The 20,123-nt window shown below is 72.1% G+C and carries 13 protein-coding genes; 7 read left to right on the top strand and 6 right to left on the bottom strand.

What is annotated here, in order from left to right; translation table 11 throughout:
* The first annotated feature begins 14 nt into the window (after nucleotides 1-14).
* Entirely contained in the window at nucleotides 15-3,017 is a 3,003-nt protein-coding gene (gene fxsT / locus ACIQFU_RS16165; RefSeq protein WP_402552015.1) for an FxSxx-COOH system tetratricopeptide repeat protein, read from the top strand.
* Between the two features lie 83 nt (nucleotides 3,018-3,100).
* Here fxsT and ACIQFU_RS16160 read toward each other — a convergent pair whose 3' ends face one another.
* The 4 genes from ACIQFU_RS16160 to ACIQFU_RS16145 form a co-directional block, all read right to left on the bottom strand.
* On the bottom strand, nucleotides 3,101-6,919 hold the full coding sequence (locus ACIQFU_RS16160; protein WP_402552013.1) for a multifunctional oxoglutarate decarboxylase/oxoglutarate dehydrogenase thiamine pyrophosphate-binding subunit/dihydrolipoyllysine-residue succinyltransferase subunit: 3,819 nt from the start codon (nucleotides 6,917-6,919) through the stop codon (nucleotides 3,101-3,103).
* Between the two features lie 280 nt (nucleotides 6,920-7,199).
* Nucleotides 7,200-8,324: a sensor histidine kinase gene (locus ACIQFU_RS16155; RefSeq protein WP_402552011.1), complete on the bottom strand. Its 1,125-nt coding sequence runs from the start codon at nucleotides 8,322-8,324 to the stop codon at nucleotides 7,200-7,202.
* Nucleotides 8,321-9,055: a response regulator transcription factor gene (locus tag ACIQFU_RS16150; RefSeq protein ID WP_402552009.1), complete on the bottom strand. Its 735-nt coding sequence runs from the start codon at nucleotides 9,053-9,055 to the stop codon at nucleotides 8,321-8,323. Before ACIQFU_RS16150 ends, ACIQFU_RS16155 begins: the two co-directional genes overlap by 4 nt.
* Before the next feature lie 113 nt (nucleotides 9,056-9,168).
* A complete protein-coding gene (locus ACIQFU_RS16145) occupies nucleotides 9,169-9,867 on the bottom strand; it encodes a spermidine synthase (protein ID WP_402552008.1) in 699 nt (232 codons plus the stop codon).
* 186 nt (nucleotides 9,868-10,053) lie between these two features.
* On the opposite strand from ACIQFU_RS16145, the gene lon reads away from it, so the two are divergent.
* A complete protein-coding gene (gene lon, locus ACIQFU_RS16140) occupies nucleotides 10,054-12,531 on the top strand; it encodes an endopeptidase La (RefSeq protein ID WP_402552006.1) in 2,478 nt (825 codons plus the stop codon).
* Nucleotides 12,532-12,606: 75 nt separating this feature from the next.
* On the opposite strand, the gene ACIQFU_RS16135 is transcribed toward lon, so the two are convergent.
* Nucleotides 12,607-13,434: a lysozyme gene (locus tag ACIQFU_RS16135; protein WP_402552005.1), complete on the bottom strand. Its 828-nt coding sequence runs from the start codon at nucleotides 13,432-13,434 to the stop codon at nucleotides 12,607-12,609.
* Between the two features lie 239 nt (nucleotides 13,435-13,673).
* Here ACIQFU_RS16135 and ACIQFU_RS16130 point away from each other — a divergent pair, with 239 nt between their 5' ends.
* A complete protein-coding gene (locus ACIQFU_RS16130) occupies nucleotides 13,674-14,168 on the top strand; it encodes a MarR family winged helix-turn-helix transcriptional regulator (protein WP_402552003.1) in 495 nt (164 codons plus the stop codon).
* A gap of 30 nt (nucleotides 14,169-14,198) precedes the next feature.
* Here the strand turns inward: ACIQFU_RS16130 and ACIQFU_RS16125 are convergent, their stop codons facing one another.
* A complete protein-coding gene (locus ACIQFU_RS16125; protein ID WP_402552002.1) occupies nucleotides 14,199-14,990 on the bottom strand; it encodes a protein phosphatase 2C domain-containing protein in 792 nt (263 codons plus the stop codon).
* Between the two features lie 453 nt (nucleotides 14,991-15,443).
* Between ACIQFU_RS16125 and ACIQFU_RS16120 the strand changes: the two genes are divergently transcribed.
* The 4 genes from ACIQFU_RS16120 to ACIQFU_RS16105 are packed head-to-tail and all read left to right on the top strand — an operon-like array spanning nucleotide 15,444 to nucleotide 20,098.
* Entirely contained in the window at nucleotides 15,444-18,518 is a 3,075-nt protein-coding gene (locus ACIQFU_RS16120) for a nitrate- and nitrite sensing domain-containing protein (protein ID WP_402552000.1), read from the top strand.
* Nucleotides 18,515-19,036, top strand: coding sequence for a roadblock/LC7 domain-containing protein (locus tag ACIQFU_RS16115; protein WP_402551998.1), 522 nt, complete (start codon nucleotides 18,515-18,517; stop codon nucleotides 19,034-19,036). The genes ACIQFU_RS16120 and ACIQFU_RS16115 overlap by 4 nt, the downstream gene beginning before the upstream one ends.
* On the top strand, nucleotides 19,033-19,476 hold the full coding sequence (locus tag ACIQFU_RS16110; protein WP_402551996.1) for a DUF742 domain-containing protein: 444 nt from the start codon (nucleotides 19,033-19,035) through the stop codon (nucleotides 19,474-19,476). The genes ACIQFU_RS16115 and ACIQFU_RS16110 overlap by 4 nt, the downstream gene beginning before the upstream one ends.
* Nucleotides 19,457-20,098, top strand: a complete 642-nt coding sequence (locus ACIQFU_RS16105; RefSeq protein WP_402551994.1) for a GTP-binding protein — start codon at nucleotides 19,457-19,459, stop codon at nucleotides 20,096-20,098. Before ACIQFU_RS16110 ends, ACIQFU_RS16105 begins: the two co-directional genes overlap by 20 nt.
* The last annotated feature ends 25 nt before the right edge of the window (nucleotides 20,099-20,123 follow it).

Genomic DNA, 20,123 nt, shown 5'->3' with positions numbered 1-20,123 from the left:
CAATTGACTAACCTGTGCTCAGTCGTGACCAGGTCGGCCGAGGGGACAGCGAGATGGTGACGGAGCCGGTACACGTCACGGTGGTCTTCGCCGGGCAGAGCGAGTCATGGGCCAAGTGGATCGACCACCAGGTCCGCGCCGCCGGCCGCACCACCACCCTGGTGCGGTGGAACCCGCTGCGCCGGCCGCCCGCCGCGCACGCCCTGACCGATCTGCTCGGCGCACCGGGCCGCATCCTGCTCGTCATCGACGACTGGTACGAGCGGCTGGGAGCCGAACGGTTCGAGGCCTGGGCGGCGGTGCTGCGCGAGGTGCTGCCCTCCTTCCGCGAACGCATCGCCGCCGTGAGCGTCACCGCGCAGCCGATGCCCGAAGAGGTCGCCCCGCTCGCGCCGGTCGAACTGCGCGGCCTGCGCCCCGAGGTGGCCCGCGCCCGCGTCCTGGAGTGCGCGGCGGTCCCGGCCCCCGGCGTCCTGATCGACCTGCGCCGCGGCCCGCGCTTCCCCGACGACCCCCCGGAGGTCTGGCGCGTCCCGCGCCGCAACCGCCGGTTCATCGGCCGCACCGAGCTCCTGGAGCAGATGTACGCGGCGCTCGCCGGCGCCGGGTCCGACGGGGCGACCCTGTCCCTGCGCGGGCCCGGAGGCGTGGGCAAGACGCAGCTGGCGCTGGAGTACGCCCACCGGTTCGCCGGCGAGTACGACGTCGTCTGGTGGATCACCGCCGCGCAGCGCGTCACCGCCCGCCAGCACTTCGCCGACCTGGCGCCCGAACTGGGCCTCAGGGACGGCGGGGACCTGGCGGCCACCATCAAGGCCGTACGCCAGGAACTCGGCGGCACGGTCCGTCCCTGGCTGCTGGTGCTGGACGGCGCGGGCGACCCGGACAAGGTGATCGACCTGATCCCCGACGAGGGACGCGGACACGTCCTGGTCACCACGCACCGCGGCGAATGGGCGGCGCAGGGGGAGATCCTCCCGGTCGCGGGCTTCGCCCGCCGGGAGAGCGTCGCGTTCGTCGGCCGGCGCACCGAGCGGCTCGACGCCGGCCAGGCCGACCGGCTCGCCGACGCCGTCGAGGACATGCCGCTGCTCCTCGACCAGACGGCCGCATGGCTCGACACCAACCCGGCCATGTCCGTCGACGAGTACGTGCGGGACATCCGCGACGGCCGTCCCGACCGGTTCGGCGTGATGCCGTCCCGGGAATACCCGGAGAGCTTCCAGGTCGCCTGGGCCAAGCTCCTCAACACACTGCGCGAGGGCTCCGAGCCCGCCTGGCACCTGCTCAACCTGCTGGTCTGCTTCTCGCCCGAGGTGGTCCCGGTACGGCTGCTGCAGACCGCCCGGCACACCGACCTGCCGCCCGAGCTGGCGGACCTGGTCGCCGAGCCCAGCAGCTGGAACTCGGCGCTGCGCAAGCTCTCCGAGATCACCTCGATGCGTATCGAGTACGAACAGGGTCCCCGGCTGGACACCCAGACCGTCGGCACGCTGCGCATGCACCGGCTCTTCCACCGCTTCGTGCGCTACGTCCAGTCGCCCGAGGACGCCGCCCGCCACTTCGCCGCCGCCCGCCGGCTGCTGGTCTCCGCCGACCCCCGTGACTCCTCCACCCCGGGCAACTGGGCCCGCTACGCCGCGCTCATCCCGCACCTGGAGCCCTCCGGCGCCCTCGACTCGGACGACGAGGACGTCCGGGACCTCGTCCTCAACTGCATCGAGTACCTGCGGATGCGCGGCGAGTACGACGAGGGCCGGCGACTGAGCCGGCACGCCGTCGACCGCTGGCGCCGTACCTCCGCGGACACCGACCGGGCCGTCCTGGTCGCCGTCCACCAGCTCGCCAACATGCAGCGCAGGCTGGGCCGGTACACCGAGGCGGAGGCGACCGGACGCGAGACGGTCCGGCGGCTGAGGGCCGCGGCCGGCGTACGTCCCATCGAGATGATCCGCGCCAAGGACGGGCTGGGCGGCACGCTCATGGCCCTCGGCCGGTACGCGGAGGCCCGCGCCCTGTTCGAGGAGGCGGCCGGGACCGCGGCCGTCGAGCTCGGCGGCGAACAGGTCCCGCGCACCCTCACCGTCCGCAGCAACCTGGCCATGGCCCTCGGCCTCCAGGGCCACTACGCCGAGTCGCTCGCCCTGCACCGAAGGATCTTCGAGGCCCGGGTGGAACTCCTCGGCGGCAAGGACGCGCTCACGCTCAACTCGGCCCTGCGCACCGCCTGGATGCTGCGCCTGCTCGGCAACTACCGCGAGGCGCTGGAGATCCAGGGCCACAACTCCCGGCTGCACAGCCAGGTCCTCGACCGCAACCACAGCCAGACCCTGCACGCGGAACACAACCTCGCCCTGTGCTCCCGCCGGGTCGGCGACCTGCAGTTCGCCCACGCCATGATGCGCGGGGTGCGGCGCAAGCTGCTGCGCCGCCGTGGCGCCCTGCACCCCGAGACGCTCCTGGTCTCCTGCGACTACGCGATGCTGCTGCGTCAGCTCGGAGAGACGGACGAGGCCCGCGGCCTGGCCGAGGCCACCGCCGCGCACTACGCGGCGCAGCTCGGTGAGGACCACCCGTACACCGTCGGAGCCCGGGACAACGTGGCGGTGATCATGCGCGAGACGGGCGACGCGCGCGGCGCCCTGGAGCTGTCCCGGCAGTGCACGGCGCAGATGGAGAAGGCGGTGGGCCGGGACCATCCGTGGTCCGTCGGCTCCGCCAAGAACGAGGTGGCCGCCCTGGCCGGCGCCGGGGAGAAGGAGGCCGCGGCCGCCCTGGGCCGGGACGCCTGCGCCCGCTCCGCCCGCACCCTGGGCGAGAACCACATCCTCACCGTCAGCCTCCGCGCCGGGCTCGCCCTCGACCTCGCCGGCACGGGAAAGCGCGAGGAGGCCGAGGCCCTGCGGCGGGACGTGGCCACCCGGCTCACCGCGCTGCTCGGCGAGGGCCACCCGCAGATCCGGGAGATCCAGGAACGGCGGCACCCCTACTGGGACTTCGAACCCCAGCCGATCTGACCCACGACACGCCGGAGGGGCCGGCCCCGTTCCCGGGACCGGCCCCTCCGGTCAGGCCCGTGCGGTCGGGCTCGTCCGAGGACTCAGGCCTCGAACACCTCGCGCACCAGCTGCTCCTGCTCGGCCTGGTGCCGCTTGGCGGAACCGACGGCCGGGGACGAGCCGTGCGGCCGCGAGATGCGGCGCAGACGCTCGCCGTGCGGGACGTCGGCGCCGACCGCCAGGTCCAGGTGGTCGATCAGGTTGAGCGCGATGAACGGCCAGAAGCCCTGGTTCGCCGGCTCCTCCTGGGTCCACAGGTACTTCTCGGCGTTCGGGTACTTGGCGATCTCCGCCTGGAGCTCGGCACCCGGCAGCGGGTACAGGCGCTCGATGCGGATGATGGCCGTGTCCGTCACGCCGCGCTTCTTCCGCTCGGCGTCCAGGTCGTAGTAGACCTTGCCGGCGCAGAAGACGACCTTCTTGACCGCGGCCGGGTCGACCGAGTCGTCGCCGATGACCGGGCGGAACTGGCCCGTCGTGAACTCCTCCGCCTTCGAGGCCGCCGCCTTCAGGCGCAGCATCGACTTCGGGGTGAAGACCACCAGCGGCTTGTGGTGCGGGTTGTGCACCTGCCACCGCAGGAGGTGGAAGTAGTTCGACGGCAGGGTCGGCATCGCGACCGTCATGTTGTTCTGCGCGCACAGCTGCAGGAAGCGCTCCGGGCGCGCCGAGGAGTGGTCCGGGCCCTGGCCCTCGTAGCCGTGCGGCAGGAGCAGGGTGACGCCGGAGGTCTGGTTCCACTTCTGCTCGGCCGACGAGATGAACTCGTCCACGACCGTCTGCGCACCGTTCACGAAGTCGCCGAACTGCGCCTCCCACATCACCAGCGCGTCGGGGCGGGCCAGCGAGTAGCCGTACTCGAAGCCCATCACCGCGTACTCGGAGAGCAGGGAGTTGTAGACGTTGTACCGGGCCTGGTCCTCGGACAGGTACAGCAGCGGCGTGAACTCGTCGCCCGTCTCACGGTCGATGACGACCGCGTGGCGCTGGCCGAAGGTGCCGCGCTGCGAGTCCTGGCCCGTCAGCCGGACCGGCACGCCGTCCAGGAGGAGGGAGCCGACGGCGAGGGTCTCGCCCATGCCCCAGTCGATCGTGCCGTCCTCGACCATCGCCGCGCGGCGCTGCAGCTGCGGCAGCAGGCGCGGGTGCACGGTGACGTGGTCGGGGATGTTGACCTGGGACTCGGCGATCCGCTTGACGGTCTCGGCGGTGATCGCGGTGTTCACGGACACCGGGAACTCGGCCTGCGGGTCCGACGGCTCCGCGGCGGCCGGCTGGGAGACGGCCTCACGGACCTCGGTGAAGACCTTCTCCAGCTGGCCCTGGTAGTCCTGCAGCGCCTGCTCGGCCTCTTCCAGGGTGATGTCGCCGCGACCGATGAGGGACTCGGTGTAGAGCTTGCGCACCGAGCGCTTCTTGTCGATCAGGTCGTACATCAGCGGCTGGGTGAAGGCCGGGTTGTCGGTCTCGTTGTGACCGCGGCGGCGGTAGCAGATGAGGTCGATCACCACGTCCTTGTTGAACGCCTGGCGGAACTCGAAGGCGAGCCGCGCGACGCGGACCACGGCCTCCGGGTCGTCGCCGTTCACGTGGAAGATCGGGGCCTCGATCATGCGCGCCACGTCGGTGGCGTACATCGAGGAGCGCGAGGACTCCGGGGCGGCGGTGAAGCCGACCTGGTTGTTGATGACGACGTGGACCGTGCCGCCGGTGCGGTAGCCGCGCAGCTGCGACATGTTCAGGGTCTCGGCCACCACGCCCTGGCCCGCGAAGGCCGCGTCGCCGTGGATCGCCACCGGCAGGACGGTGAAGTCCGTGCCGCCCTTGTTGATGATGTCCTGCTTGGCCCGCGAGACGCCCTCCAGGACCGGGTCCACCGCCTCCAGGTGCGAGGGGTTGGCGACCAGCGAGACCGTGATCTGCTCGCCGTCCAGGCCGGTGAAGGTGCCCTCGGCGCCCAGGTGGTACTTCACGTCGCCGGAGCCGTGCATCGACTTCGGGTCGAGATTGCCCTCGAACTCGCGGAAGATCTGCGCGTACGACTTGCCGACCACGTTGGCCAGCACGTTCAGCCGGCCGCGGTGGGCCATGCCGATGACGACCTCGTCCAGGCGGGACTCGGCGGCCGAGTCGATGACCGCGTCGAGCAGCGGGATGACGGACTCGCCGCCCTCCAGGGAGAACCGCTTCTGGCCGACGTACTTGGTCTGCAGGAAGGTCTCGAAGGCCTCCGCCGCGTTCAGCCGGCGCAGGATGCGCAGCTGCTCCTCGCGCTCCGGCTTGGTGTGCGAGCGCTCGATGCGGTCCTGGATCCACTTGCGCTGCTTCGGGTCCTGGATGTGCATGAACTCGACGCCGGTGGTGCGGCAGTACGAGTCGCGCAGCACGCCGAGGATGTCGCGCAGCTTCATCAGGGACTTGCCGGCGAAGCCGCCGACCGCGAACTCGCGCTCCAGGTCCCACAGGGTGAGCCCGTGCTCGGTGATGTCCAGGTCGGGGTGCTTGCGCTGCTGGTACTCCAGCGGGTCGGTGTCGGCCATGACGTGGCCGCGCACCCGGTAGGAGTGGATCAGCTCGAAGACGCGGGCGGCCTTGGTGACGTCGTCGTCGTGCGAGGCGTCGATGTCCTTGAGCCAGCGGACCGGCTCGTAGGGGATGCGCAGCGCCTTGAAGATCTCGTCGTAGAAGCCGTTCTCGCCCAGGAGCAGGTTGGCGACCTGGCGCAGGAACTCGCCGGAGGCGGCGCCCTGGATGACCCGGTGGTCGTAGGTCGACGTGAGCGTCATGACCTTCGAGATGCCGAGCTTGTTCAGGGTGTCCTGGCTGGTGCCCTGGAACTCCGCCGGGTAGTCCATGGAGCCGACGCCCAGGATGACCGACTGGCCGGGCATCAGGCGCGGCACGGAGTGGACGGTGCCGAGGCCGCCGGGGTTGGTCAGGGAGACCGTGACGCCGGTGAAGTCGTCCATCGTCAGCTTGTTGTCGCGGGCGCGACGGACGATGTCCTCGTAGGCCTGCCAGAACTCGAAGAAGTTCAGCGTCTCGGCCTTCTTGATCGCCGCGACGACCAGCTGGCGGTCGCCGTTGGGCTTGACCAGGTCGATGGCGAGGCCGAGGTTGATGTGGGCCGGCTTGACCAGGGTCGGCTTGCCGTCCTTCTCGCCGAACGAGTGGTTCATCGACGGCATGGCCTTGATGGCCTGCACCATCGCGTAGCCGATCAGGTGCGTGAAGGAGATCTTCCCGCCCCGGGCGCGCTTGAGGTGGTTGTTGATGACGATGCGGTTGTCGAACAGCAGCTTCACCGGGACCGCGCGCACGGACGTGGCCGTGGGCAGCTCCAGCGAGGCGTTCATGTTCTTCGCGACCGCGGCGGCCGGGCCGCGCAGGGTCACCAGCTCCGGGCCCTCGGGCGCGGCGGCGGCGTCCTTGGCGGGCGCCGAGGCCTTCGCCTGCGGCTTGGCGGCGGGCTTGGCCGGCGCGGCGGCGGGCTTCGCGGCCGGAGCGGCGGGCGCCGCGGCGGCGGGCTGCGCGGCCTGCTTCGCGGGAGCGGGCGCCGGGGCGGCCGCCTTCGGCTGGGCGGGAGCGGAGGCCTGCGGGGCGGGGGCGGCCTGCGGCGTGCTGCCGGAGTCCGTGGTCACCGCGCCGGAGGCGGGCTGGGCCGCCGCTCCGGGCTTGTAGTCGGCGAAGAAGTCCCACCAGGCTCGGTCCACGGAGTTCGGGTCCTGGAGGTACTGCTGATAGATCTCGTCGACGAGCCACTCATTGGCACCGAACGCGGCCGCGGGGTTCTTTCCCGCGGTGCCCGCTTGGTCGGTGTCGGTCGAGATGCTCGAGTTACTGGGGGACTGTGGCGACACGGCGAGAACCGCCCTCTTCCGCTTCACAAGATGGTGGACAGCGGGAATCAAGGCTACGCCTTGACGACCCCGAAGGTCAGGCCGGGCCCGTCCATCGTCGTGTAAGTCACATCGCGGACAGCGTTTCGGCGCTGGAAATGGCGGGAAACAAGCGAGGTTCCGCTGCGTGAAGGATCGGGAGACCGCGACCCGGCGCCTCGAAAACGCGGGCCTGTGCCTGATCACACGTGTCCGCCAGGGCGGATGCAGTGGATCTTGGCGCTCCGCTTCGAACCCTACGTCAACCGGACGTCGGCGGCAGGCCCGGAAGAGTGATGAGGATCCGGCATCCCCGCTCGGATTCGGCCACTCCGATCCGGCCGCCGTGCAGATCCACCGCCCAGCGTGCGATCGCGAGACCCAGACCGGTGCCTCCGTCGCTGCCCGGCCCGTGCGGCCGCGACACCGAACCCCGGTTGAACCGCTCGAAGACCCGGCGCCACTCCGAGCGCGGAATGCCGGGCCCTTCGTCGAGAACCTCCAGCTCAAGGGATTCCGGCAGCTCGCCGCGGCGGGCCCTGACCGTCACCCGGCCGTGCGGCGGGCTGTGCTTGACGGCGTTGTCGATCAGGTTGGCGACGACCTGGTGGATGCGCTCGGGGTCGGCGTGCGCGGTCAGCTCCGGCGGGAAGACGTCCAGGGCCAGATGCACGTCGGTGCGGGTGTGGCTGCCGGAGCCGGACGCGATGCCCGCGCGTGCCGAGGCGACCATATTGGCCTCCTTCAGCACGCCCGACAGGTACGGCCACACCTCGAAGCGCCGCTTGCGCAGCGGTATGACGCCGTTGTCCAGGCGGGAGAGGTCGAGCAGCGTCTCCACCAGCCGGCCGAGCCGCTCGGTCTGCCCGAGCGCCGTGCGCATGGTCTCGGGATCGGCCTCGGTGACCCCGTCGACGATGTTCTCCAGCACCGCGCGCAGGCCCGCGATGGGGGTGCGCAGCTCGTGCGAGACGTTGGCCACCAGTTCCTTGCGCTGGAGGTCCTGGGCCTCCAGGTCGTCGGCCATGCGGTTGATGGTGACGGCCAGGTCGCCCAGCTCGTCGCGACGGTTCTCACTCACCCTGCGGGTGTAGTCGCCGTGCGAGATGGACCGGGCGACCGCGTTCATCTCGTCCAGCGGCGCGGTCAGCGAGTGCGCCACGAACTGCGTGATCAGCAGCGTGGCGATCATCGAGAACACCGTGATGAAGCGCAGCTCCGTCTTGGTGTGCACCGCTATCACCGACAGGCCGGTGGTGATCAGCACCGACGTGACGACCAGCGCGCCCAGCTTGGTCTTGATCGAGAACGGGCGTACGCCGCCCCAGGGATCCCCGGCGGACCGAGGGCCGGGGCTCCGCCGTGCGGCTTCCCGTCCTCGGCTCATGGCGTCGGTGTCTCCAAGGCGTAGCCCACGCCGTGCACCGTACGGATGCGCTCGGCGCCGATCTTCCGGCGCAGCGCCTTGATGTGGCTGTCCACGGTCCGGGTGCCCGAGGCGTCCGCCCAGTCCCACACCTCGGCCAGCAGCTGCTCGCGGGAGAGCACCGCGCGCGGGGTGTTCGCCAGGCAGACCAGGAGGTCGAACTCGGTGGGCGTGAGGTGGACGTCCTCGCTGCGCACCCGTACCCGGCGCTGCGCGTGGTCGATCTCCAGCTCGCCCAGGCGCAGGATGCCGCTGCGCGGCGTCGAGGCGGCCACGACGGCCCGCTCGACCCGCCGCAGCAGCACGTGCACGCGGGCGGCCAGCTCGCGCATCGAGAACGGCTTGGTCATGTAGTCGTCGGCGCCGACTCCGAGGCCGACCAGCATGTCCGTCTCGTCGTCGCGCGCGGTGAGCATCAGCACCGGCACCGGCCGCTGGGCCTGCACGCGCCGGCAGACCTCCAGGCCGTCGAAGCCGGGCAGCATGATGTCGAGGATCAGCAGATCGGGCTGCCAGGCCTCGGCCGTGTCGACGGCGGACGGACCGTCGCCCGCCGTTTGCACCAGGAACCCCTCGGCGCGCAGGCGGGTCGCGATGGCGTCGACGATCGTCTGATCGTCCTCGACCACCAGCACCCGGCGCTGTGCGCCCTGGGTGGCCGCGTTGTTGTGGGAGGTCTGTGTCTGCTCCATCGCCCGCCCCTGAGGTGTGCTTTCCGGAATCCGTGGGGTGATCCCATGACTGCGCTTGACGCTTGAATGATCCGCGTCAGGGCAGCAGCGTACGGGGAGTCACCGCGCCTTTGCTATCCAGGCCCGACGCCGATGTGCACGACGTCCGGAACGCCCCGGGCAACGGGGATCTCTTCGGTACGCACCTGCTGGAAACCGGCATTACGCAAGGTTTCTTCGAATTCCGGAGAGGGCTGCGCGGACCATACGGCGAGCACCCCGCCGGGTCTCAACAGCCGTGCGCAGCCCGCCAGTCCGGACGCCGCGTACAGCCCGTCGTTGCCCTCGGTGACGGTCCAGCCGGGGCCGTTGTCGATGTCCAGGCACAGGGCGTCGTACGTGTCGGATGTCTCATTGACGTACTCGACCAGGTCCGCCTCGACGATCTCCGTGCGCGGATCGGCCAGGGCTTCGGCGGAGAGCGCGGCCAGCGGCCCGGACCGGTGCCAGCCGATGACGGCCGGTTCGCGCTCGACGACCGCGATCCGGCCCCAGCGGGGATCGGCGGCCGCGTGGACGAGGGAGAAGCCGACGCCGAGTCCGCCGATCAGCAGGTGCGGCGCGGCGCGTCCGCCGGGCGCGCCCAGCGCGTCGGCCGCCGCGTCGATCAGGCGCCGCTCCGAACGTCCGTCGGAGGTGTCCATCAGGAAGCAGCCGTTCGCGATGATCTGCAGCAGGGTCCCGTGCCGGCGCAGGACCACCTCGCCGTACGGGCCCTCGCGGCGGTCCAGTACCTCGGGCGCGTCGGGGGAGTCGTGGGAAGAGAGGGGCATCGGCCCATCCTGGCACTCGCGGGGCGGCGGAATGCCGGACGGTCCGAGGGTGCTGACCGGACAGGTGCTCCGACGGCGCGAGGGTCTCGGGCGTTGATCGCTCAGAGCGAACACGGTGTGGGGAACAATCCTGGACTCCCTTTCATTGAGTCGATGTAACTCAACTTGACTGCCGAAGGGGAGATCATGGCTGCTGAGTCCGCCGCCTTCACACCGCTCACCCTGCCCGTGCTGCCGCTCGACGACGAAGTGGTCCTGCCCGGCATGGTGGTCCCCCTGGACCTGAGCGACGCCGAGGTAAGGGCCGCGGTGGAGGCCGCCCAGGCCGCCGCCAGGTCCGAGCCCGGCAAGCCCCGGGTCCTCCTCGTCCCGCGCATCGACGGCACCCACGCCGCCACCGGCGTGCTCGGTACGGTCGAGCAGGTCGGCCGCCTGGCCGACGGCGACCCGGGCGCCCTGATCCGCGGCCGGGGCCGGGTGCGCATCGGCGCCGGTACCACCGGCCCCGGCGCCGCGCTCTGGGTCGAGGGCACCCGCGTCGACGAGACCGTCCCCGAGCCGCTGCCCGGCCAGGTCGCCGAGCTGGTGAAGGAGTACAAGGCGCTCGCCACCGCGTGGCTGCGCAAGCGCGGTGCCTGGCAGGTCGTCGACCGGGTCCAGGCCATCGACGACGTGTCCGCGCTCGCCGACAACTCCGGCTACTCGCCGTTCCTGAGCACCGAGCAGAAGGTCGAACTGCTCGAGACCACCGACCCGGTCGCCCGCCTGAAGCTCGCCACCCAGCAGCTGCGCGACCACCTCGCCGAGCAGGACGTCGCCGAGACCATCGCCAAGGACGTCCAGGAGGGCGTCGACAAGCAGCAGCGCGAGTTCCTGCTCCGCCGCCAGCTCGAAGCCGTCCGCAAGGAGCTGCGCGAGATCAACGGCGAGCAGGAGGGTGAGGAGTCCGACGACTACCGCGCCCGCGTGGAGGCCGCCGACCTGCCCGGGAAGGTCCGCGAGGCCGCGCTCAAGGAGGTCGACAAGCTGGAGCGGTCCTCCGACCAGTCGCCCGAGGGCTCCTGGATCCGCACCTGGCTCGACACGGTCCTGGAGATGCCGTGGAGCGAGCGCACCGAGGACGTCTACGACATCCAGGGCGCCCAGGCCGTGCTCGACGCCGAGCACGCGGGCCTTCAGGACGTGAAGGAGCGCATCACCGAGTACCTGGCCGTGCGCAAGCGGCGCGGCGACCGGGGCCTCGGCGTGGTCGGCGGCCGGCGTAACGAGGGGGCGGCGCGTAGCGCCACGGTTGAGGGCGGTGGTGGGCGACGGGGGGGCGGTGCCGTACTGGCCCTGGTGGGCCCGCCCGGCGTCGGCAAGACCAGCCTCGGCGAGTCCGTCGCCCACGCGATGGGCCGCAAGTTCGTCCGCGTCGCCCTCGGCGGCGTCCGCGACGAGGCCGAGATCCGCGGCCACCGGCGCACGTACGTCGGGGCGCTGCCCGGCCGGATCGTGCGGGCGATCAAGGAGGCGGGGTCCATGAACCCGGTCGTCCTGCTCGACGAGATCGACAAGGTGGGCTCGGACTTCCGGGGCGACCCGGCCGCGGCCCTGCTGGAGGTCCTGGACCCGGCGCAGAACCACACCTTCCGGGACCATTACCTGGAGGTCGAGCTGGACCTGTCCGACGTGGTCTTCCTCGCCACCGCCAACGTCCTGGAGGCCATTCCGGAGGCCCTGCTCGACCGCATGGAGCTGGTCCGCCTGGACGGCTACACCGAGGACGAGAAGGTCGTCATCGCCCGTGACCACCTGCTCCCGCGCCAGCTGGAGCGGGCCGGACTGGACGCGGACGAGGTCACCGTCGACGAGGGCGCGCTGCGCAGGCTGGCGGGCGAGTACACCCGCGAGGCGGGCGTGCGCACCCTGGAGCGGTCCATCGCGCGGCTGCTGCGCAAGGTGGCGGCCCAGCACGAACTGGGCGAGCGGGAACTGCCGTTCACCGTCACCGACGCCGACCTGCGCTCTTTGATCGGCCGGCCGCACCACGTGCCCGAGTCCGCCCAGGACCCGGCCGAGCGGCGCACCTCCGTACCGGGCGTGGCCACCGGCCTCGCGGTCACCGGCGCGGGCGGCGACGTCCTCTACGTCGAGGCGTCCCTGGCCGACCCGGAGACCGGCGCGGCAGGGCTGACCCTGACCGGTCAGCTGGGCGACGTGATGAAGGAGTCGGCGCAGATCGCGCTGAGCTTCCTGCGCAGTCACGGCGCCGAGCTGGAGCTGCCGGTGGGCGACCTGAAGGACCGGGGAGCGCACATCCACTTCCCGGCGGGCGCGGTCCCCAAGGACGGTCCGAGCGCCGGCGTCACCATGACCGCGGCCCTCGCCTCGCTCCTGTCGGGCCGGCTGGTCCGCACCGACGTGGCGATGACCGGCGAGGTCTCGCTGACCGGGCGGGTGCTGCCGATCGGCGGGGTCAAGCAGAAGCTGCTCGCCGCGCACCGGGCGGGGATCACCACGGTGATCATCCCCAAGCGCAACGAGCCCGACCTGGACGACGTCCCGGCCGAGGTGCTGGACAAGCTCGACGTCCACGCCGTCACCGACGTACGGCAGGTCCTGGAACTGGCGCTCGCCCCCGTGACCAACGGGGCGCAGCGGGAGGTTCCGGTCGCGGCGTGACGGCGTGACCGGACGAGAAAAGGGGAAGGCCCGGACTCCGCCGAGTCCGGGCCTTCGTCCGTCCGCGCGGGCCCGTCAGCCGTTGGCGAGGGCCTGGACGCGGTCCAGCGCGCCGTTGAACTTGTTGTGGTCGCCGACCGTCGGTCCCGACGAGGTGTACTGCCACATCGTGTAGAAGCCCCAGCCGGCCGGCAGCGTGCCCACCGACGAGGCGTACCGGGCGACCCACAGCGGGTTGTTGGCGGCGAAACCGCCGTAGTTGCCGGTGCACTGGGTCCACCAGCTGGTGGCCGTGTAGATCACGGCGTCCCGGCCGGTACGCGCCTTGTACGTGTTCAGGAAGTCGCCGATCCAGGAGACCATCGCGCTCTGCGACTTGCCGTAGCAGGTGGCGCCGTACGGGTTCCACTCGATGTCGAGCGCGCCCGGCAGCGTCTTGCCGTCCTTGGACCAGCCGCCGCCGTGGTCGACGAAGTAGTTGGCCTGGGCGGCGCCGCTCGTCGTGTCCGGGGTGGCGAAGTGGTACGAGCCGCGGATCATGCCGACGTTGTAGGAGCCGTTGTACTGCTGGGCGAAGTAGGGGTTGGTGTAGTACGTCCCCTCGGTGGCCTTGACGTAGGCCCACTTGACTCCGCTGTTCCACAGGGTCGACCAGGCCACGTTGCCCTGGTGGCTGGAGACGTCGACGCCCTCGGTCTGGGCCGCGCGGCCCGGGACGGGGGTGCCGTGTTCGCCGTCGTGGGCCGCGACGCCCATGCCCATGTGGGCGGAGCCGCGCGGCGGGACGTCGGCGGACGACGACGCGTCGGCCGGAAGGGTGAACACGAGGGAGAACGCGGCGAGCAGGATCCCGGTGACGGCGAAGCGCCGCCCGCGGGGCGATCCGGGTCTGTGCACGAGCATGACGTGCCCTCCGATGGCTCGGTGGTGCTCGGTGGGGGATGCGCGAGTGGGGAGAACCCATGGATGGCGTGCGCATGCCATCCGGCGGTCCGGTGAAGACGCTACGCACGTAGAACGGGGGTGGGAAGAGGGGCCGGAAGCCGCCGTTGGTCTAAGCCTGCGAAATACTTGGCGAGCTGCGGTGATGGCGGCCGGTGGCGGAAACTTTCAGGACCGGAAAAATCGAGGCAGGGGCTGACGTGCACGAAGACGGGAACGGCGGCGGTCGCGGAGTTGAATCCCACCTGTCCGGCAGTGGTGTGAACCAGCCGGAGTTCCTCGCCCTGGAGCGGGAGATGACGGTCCTGCTGCGGCGGGCCCGGGCCAACCAGGGCGAGATGGCCCGGGAGGTCCACCCCGACCTGGAGTCGTCGGCGTACGGCCTGCTGGTCCGGCTCGGTGAGTGCGGCGGCCAGCGCGCCACCGACCTCGCGGCCTTCATCGGCGTCGGCAAGGCGACGATGTCCCGCCAACTGCGGGCCCTTGAGGACCTCGGACTCGTCGCCCGCGAGCCCGACCCCGGCGACGGCCGGGCCTGGCTGGTCACCCTCACCCCCGAGGGGCAGGAACGCGTCGGCCGGGTCCGGGAGGCCCGCCGCGCCCGGTACGCCCGCCGGCTCGCCGACTGGGACCCGCGCGAGGTGTCCGAACTGGCCCGCCTGCTGCACGAACTCAACCGCGGCATGGAGAAGTAGCGCCGGTCCGCGGCGGTTTCGCCGCCCGTCTCACAGCTCGGCGCAGACCACCGTCGCGTCGTCGTGCGTCTTGCTGCGGCCGAGGAACGCCCGCTCGCCCGCCGCGTCCAGGAGTTCCAGCTCCCGGACCCGGTCCACCAGGGCCTGCGCGCCCTGCTTGCGCACCAGCGCCAGGCACTGCGCCCAGTCGCCCTCCCCGAACGTCTCCACCCACCGCGCGGCCCCGTCCGTCAGCGCCGCCACCGTCCGCACCGAGCCGCGCGGCAGCACCCCCGTCACGGCGCGGGCGGCCACTTTGGGGTCGGCGGCGGCCGTGAAGAAACCGCCCTCCTTGTTGCGGAGTTCGGCGTCGACCACCACGTGGCTCACCAGGGCCGAGCGGGGCAGCCGGGACAGCCGGTCGTCCAGGACGGGCGTGACGGTGCCGTCGGGGGCCTCCAGGAGCAGGGCCGAGTCGGACAGGACCAGGTACTCGACCGCGGCCTCGGACCAGCGGGCGAGGACCACGGTTGCCTGCGGTGTGCGCGGGTGAGAAAGGTCACAGGTTTCCGCGTGTGCCGCCGCGGTACGAGCGATGGCGCGGGAAAGGGCCTCGGCGAGGGGGAGATCCGGGAGTGAAACGGTCAGTTCGGTCAGCGCTCCACCGAGGCGCGCCGTGAACCAGGGCACGGAATGCAGACATCCCGTCGCGGTCCGTGGCGGTGTCACACCGTCCAGCACGACGAGTGAACCACCCCGCCCCGAGGCCGGTAGCCCGACGCTCGCGAAGTCCTCGTTGGGCTGCTCGACGAGGCCTGGTTCCGAGACGAGTTCCGTACGCATCCGGCCAGTCTGCACCACCCCTTCACAGCGTTCGCAAAAGGCCGACACCTTCCCCGGATTCCCTCTGAACCGACGAGGTGACGCAGGTCAGGCGCCGGATTTGGGGTGGAATTCCATCCCCCGGCAGCGCGTGGCGGCACATAGTGCCACCGCCCGTCTCAGACGTCCAACCGGCTCGCCGGACGACCGTGCGGCACGAGCCACGGGAACTTGCTCCCCAACTCCCCTCCGGGGTTCACTCCTTCGGGTGGCGGGTCGGATGATGCGCGCTCACCGCCCACCGGCACTGGGAGGGTCGGGAACCGATGGGGGGCCTGCCCCGCTCACGCGGTCTCCCCGCCCGACGCGCAGCCGGCGGCCGGGGGACGGCCCAGCGTCCGGCGGAGGGTGCACGCGCCCCCGACCGGCCAGTTGACGGAGCGCCACCCGGGCCCACGGGTACACGAGTCAGGAATGCGAGCACCGGTGCAGAAGACGCGGCCTCGTCGCACAGGCAAGCAGACGGCCCCCGCGGGGAGCGCGGAGCACACCCCCGGCACCCCCGGAAACTCCACCCCTCCGCCGCCCCGGACCCCCGTCGGCAAGGGCCGTCCCACCCACGTACGCAACCGTCTGATCGTCGCCGTGGCGGTCGTGGCGGCCGCCGTCGCGGGGGCCGGAGCGCCGTCGGTCGTGGCCGCCTCCGGCCAACTGAACGACTCCCAGGAACTGGTGACGCTCGCCGAGCGGACCCAGGGCGCGCTGACCCTCGCCCACTCCCTCGCCGACGAGCGCGACGAGGTCACCCCGTACATCGCGGCCGGCCGCCCCAAGTCCAAGGCACCCTCCGAGCAGCGCAGCGCCCGCGTCGACCGCCAGGTCGAGGAACTGCGCGCCGACCCCGACACCCCCGCCTCACTGCGCGAGGACCTCGACGCCGTCGCCGCCCTGCGCCGGGCCGCGCTGACCGGCAAGAGCACCGCGCTGGAGGCGCACCAGGCGTACTCCGAGGCGATCACCGAACTCCACGCCCTGGCCGAGAAGCTGGGCGAGGAGATGCCGCCCCGCGCGGGCTCCGGCGCGTACGCCCTGGCCGAGCTGGACACCGCCGTCCAGCAGGCCGCCGCCACCCGCGGTCTGCTGCTCGCGGCGCTGAACGTGCCCAGCACCACCCAGACCGTCATCGACCCGATCACCGGCCTGCCGACCGAGTCGACCACCACCTCGGACGCCGACGCCAAGCAGCGCGACGCGCTCTCCGCCGCCGCCCAGCAGGCCCGGGTCCGCTCCGACGCCGCGCTCGCCGACTTCCGCGACGGCGCCCCCAAGGAGGCGCGGGGCAGCTTCGACGCCACGGTCGCCGGACCCGACGTCAACTCCGCCGAGAAGTACCTCGCCGGCCTCACCGACGAGCCGACGCTCTCCGACGGCGATCTCCGCACCAGCACCAAGCGCCTCGACGCCGCGCTGTCCGCCCGCGTCGACGCGATGCGCGGCGCGGAGTCCGCCCTGTACGAGAAGCGCGTCAAGTCCCTGGAGCAGCTGCGCGACGACGACGTCACCGCGCTGGAGATCCGGATCGCCGTCCTCGGCGCCCTGATCCTGCTCGCCGTCGGCATCGCCACCGCGCTGGCCCGCACCCTCACCCGCCCGCTGTCGGTGCTGCGTCGCGGCTCGGCCCGGCTGGCCGGTGCGGAGGACCCCACGGCCGAGGAAGCGGTGTCCTTCACCGGCCGCAACGACGAGTTCGCCCAGGTCGTCCGCTCCGTCAACGCCCTGCACGCGCACGCCGCCACGCTCGCCTCCCGGGTCGCCACGCTGGAGTCCGACCGCAAGCACCTCGTCGGCCAGCGGCAGAAGATGGCCGACGCCCGCGAGGAACTGCGCGCCGAACTCACCGAGTCCGCCGCCCAGCTGGAGGTGGTGCGCAAGAGCATCGGCTCCACCTTCGTCAACCTCGCGCTGCGCACCCTCGGCCTGGTGGAGCGGCAACTCGCCGTCATCGAGAGCCTGGAGGAGCGCGAGCAGGACCCGGACCGCCTCGCCACCCTGTTCAAGCTCGACCACTTCGCCACGGTCATGCGCCGGCACAGCGAGAACCTCCTCGTCCTGGCCGGCACCGAGCACGTCCAGCACAGCGCCTCGCCGGTGCCGCTGGTCGACGTGGTCCGGGCCGCGGTCAGCGAGATCGAGCGGTACGAGCGGGTGCGCATCGCCGCGCTGCCGCCGCACGCGCACGTGGCCGGCTTCGCCGCCGACGACCTCTCCCACCTGCTGGCCGAACTCCTGGAGAACGCCACCTCGTTCTCGCCGCCCGACCTGCCCGTCGAGGTCTCCGGCTGGCTCCTGGAGAACGGCGAGGTGATGCTCTCCGTCCAGGACGAGGGCATCGGCATGGACACCGAACGCCTCCAGCGGCTCAACGCCCGCCTCACCGACTTCGACCCGGAGGCGCCGTACGACCAGGAGGGCGAGGACGGTCTCGGGCTCGGCCTCTACGTCGTCGCCCGGCTCGCCCACCGGCACGGGGCGCGGGTGCGGCTGCGGGAGCAGAAGCAGGGCGGGGTCGCGGCCGTCGTCGTGCTCCCGGGCTCCCTGCTCGCGGCGGCCCCGCCGGCCGCGCTGGCCCCGACCGTCCCGGTGTCCGACGGCACCGGCACCTTCTCCCTGCCCGGCGCCGACGCGGAGGCCAACTCCAACGTCCTGCACGGGCGGGCGGAGAAGGCGGTGCGGGCGGAACAGGACGCCGGGACGGAGGCCGGCCCGGAGCCGGAGCCCGGCACCGACCCGCTGGTGGCCTCGGCGGAGGAAGCCGTACGCCGTGCCGAGGCGGACGGGTCCCAGGCGGACTCGGACGCCCCGGAGGCCGTCGAGGCCCCGGACGCCACCGAGACGACGGAGGCCGTCGAGGCCCCGGACGCCACCGAGGCCCCGGAGGCGACGGAGTCCCCGGAGGAGACGGAGGCGGAGCCCGCCCGCCCGGAGACGCCGGACCCCGGCTCCGAGGAGCCCGCTCCGGTCGGTCCCGGCACCCCGGACGAGGCGTCCGCCCCGGAGCGGCCCGGCCGGGACACGACGGCCCCCGACGACGGCGCCGCCCCCGGCAGCGACCTCCCCGACGACGCCACGATGGCCCTCTTCCTCCCGGCCCTGGCGGACCCGGAGCCCCCGGCGGAACCCGTCACCGACCCTTACGCCATCGGCCCCGACGCCCACGACCGCACTCCGGACGAGGGCACCGGGCAGGCGGGGGACACCGACCGGACCGAGGGCTCCGAGCCCGCCGAGCCCGTCACCGACAAGGGGCTGCCCAAGCGGACCCCGAAGCTCACCACCCCCGCCGAGCTGCCGCGCCCACGCACGTCGGGCTCCGTCGACGCCGACGCGCTCCGCCGGCGCCTGGGCGGATTCCGCCGGGGGGCGGAGGCCGGCCGCCGGGACGTCGAGGCGGAGATCGCCGACCGCACCGGACAGGACCGGACGCCGGACACCGGGGCGGACACAACCGAAGAAGCCACGGGGGGCACTGTCGAGGAGGCAAGCAGTTGACCGCGCCCAGTACCTTCGGACTGAGCAGTGAAGCCCGCAATCTCCACTGGCTGCTGACCAACCTCGTCGAGGAGGTGCCCGGCATCCGGTCGGTCGCCGTGGTCTCCTCCGACGGGCTCCTGCTCCTGTCCTCCGACCCCGGCCGCAACGAGGAGGCCCGGCAGGCCCGCGAGGCACCCCGCGGGGGCCCGCGCGGCTCCGCCGCCGACCTCGCCACCGTAGTGTCCGGCGTGGGCAGCCTGACCGTCGGCGCCGCCCGGCTGATGGACTCCGGCTCCGTGAAGCACACGATGGTCGCGATGGACGAGGGCAGCCTGTTCGTCATGTCGATCAGCGACGGCTCGCTGCTCGGCGTGCACGGTTCTGCGGAGTGCGACATGAGCGTCGTGGCGTACCACATGGCGCTCTTCGTCGGCCGCGCCGGCCACGTCCTGACCCCGGAACTCCGCAGCGAACTGCGCAAGTCCCTGGAGCCCGAGCCGTCCGTGTCGTCCGAGTCGACGGGGAGCGCCCGATGAGCAGCAGTCCCAAGAAGACCGGCCGGGGGCATCTCCCCGTGCGCGGCGCCGACCGCAAACCCGCCCGCGTACGCCCCTACTCGCTCACCGGCGGCCGGACCCGCTTCGGCCACGTCCTGCTCGTCGAGACGTTCGTCGGCGCCACGGCCGGCACCGCCGCGCTCGAAGCCGCCGAGGAGCGCAAGGAGTTGACGAACGGCGGCCTGACCTCCCGGGTGATGCCGGAGATGCGGGCCATCGTCGAACTGTGCCGCCGTATGCGTACGGTGGCCGAGATCGCCGCGCTGCTGAAGATGCCGCTCGGCGTGGTCCGCGTCCTCATCAGCGACCTGGCGGACCAGGGAAAGATCCGTGTGTACGGCACCGGGACCGGCCACGGCACGGGCCGCCCGGACCGCGCTCTGCTCGAAAGGGTGCTCAGTGGACTCCGTCGTCTCTGACGCCGCCGCGTTCGGCGTCCCCCCGCTCGTCGACCACGACGGGCCCGTGCAGCCCTGGCAGACCGATCCCACCCGTGCGCCGGTCGCCACGAAGATCGTCGTCGCGGGAGGGTTCGGCGTCGGCAAGACCACGCTGGTCACCGCCGTCTCGGAGATCACGCCCCTGCAGACCGAGGCGCTGATGACCGAGGCGAGCGAGGAGACCGACGACCTCACCGCCACCCCGGGCAAGCTGACCACCACCGTGGCCATGGACTTCGGCCGCCTCACACTCGACGACGACCTGGTGCTCTACCTGTTCGGCACCCCGGGCCAGCAGCGGTTCTGGTTCATGTGGGACGACCTGGTGCGCGGCGCGATCGGCGCCGTCGTGCTGGCCGACACCCGGCGCCTGAAGGACTGCTGGCCGGCCCTCGACTACTTCGAGAGCTGCGGACTGCCGTACGTCGTCGCGGTCAACCACTTCGACGGCAGCGAGCTGTTCGAGGCGGAGGACGTGCGGGAGGCGTTGACGATCCCGGCGCACATACCTGTCATGATCATGGACGCGCGCCGTCGGATCTCGGCCATCGAGACCCTCTTGTCCCTCGTGGGCCACGCGCTCGACGAAACGCCCGAGTAGACGAACCCCGAGTAGGAGACGGAAA

The sequence above is a fragment of the Streptomyces sp. NPDC093065 genome (genome assembly GCF_044754585.1).
Lineage (GTDB): Bacteria > Actinomycetota > Actinomycetes > Streptomycetales > Streptomycetaceae > Streptomyces.
Note: the sequence above shows the minus strand (reverse complement) of the source record. Positions and strands in the feature narration are given on the sequence as shown.

What these genes read in the sequence shown, in the direction of transcription:
- ACIQFU_RS16155 (WP_402552011.1), bottom strand. Translation starts at nt 8,324, where the DNA reads ATGAGCCGAGGACGGGAAGCCGCACGGCGGAGCCCCGGCCCTCGGTCC.
- ACIQFU_RS16150 (WP_402552009.1), bottom strand. Translation starts at nt 9,055, where the DNA reads ATGGAGCAGACACAGACCTCCCACAACAACGCGGCCACCCAGGGCGCA.
- ACIQFU_RS16145 (WP_402552008.1), bottom strand. Translation starts at nt 9,867, where the DNA reads ATGCCCCTCTCTTCCCACGACTCCCCCGACGCGCCCGAGGTACTGGAC.
- lon (WP_402552006.1), top strand. Translation starts at nt 10,054, where the DNA reads ATGGCTGCTGAGTCCGCCGCCTTCACACCGCTCACCCTGCCCGTGCTG.
- ACIQFU_RS16135 (WP_402552005.1), bottom strand. Translation starts at nt 13,434, where the DNA reads ATGCTCGTGCACAGACCCGGATCGCCCCGCGGGCGGCGCTTCGCCGTC.
- ACIQFU_RS16125 (WP_402552002.1), bottom strand. Translation starts at nt 14,990, where the DNA reads ATGCGTACGGAACTCGTCTCGGAACCAGGCCTCGTCGAGCAGCCCAAC.
- ACIQFU_RS16120 (WP_402552000.1), top strand. Translation starts at nt 15,444, where the DNA reads ATGCGAGCACCGGTGCAGAAGACGCGGCCTCGTCGCACAGGCAAGCAG.
- ACIQFU_RS16110 (WP_402551996.1), top strand. Translation starts at nt 19,033, where the DNA reads ATGAGCAGCAGTCCCAAGAAGACCGGCCGGGGGCATCTCCCCGTGCGC.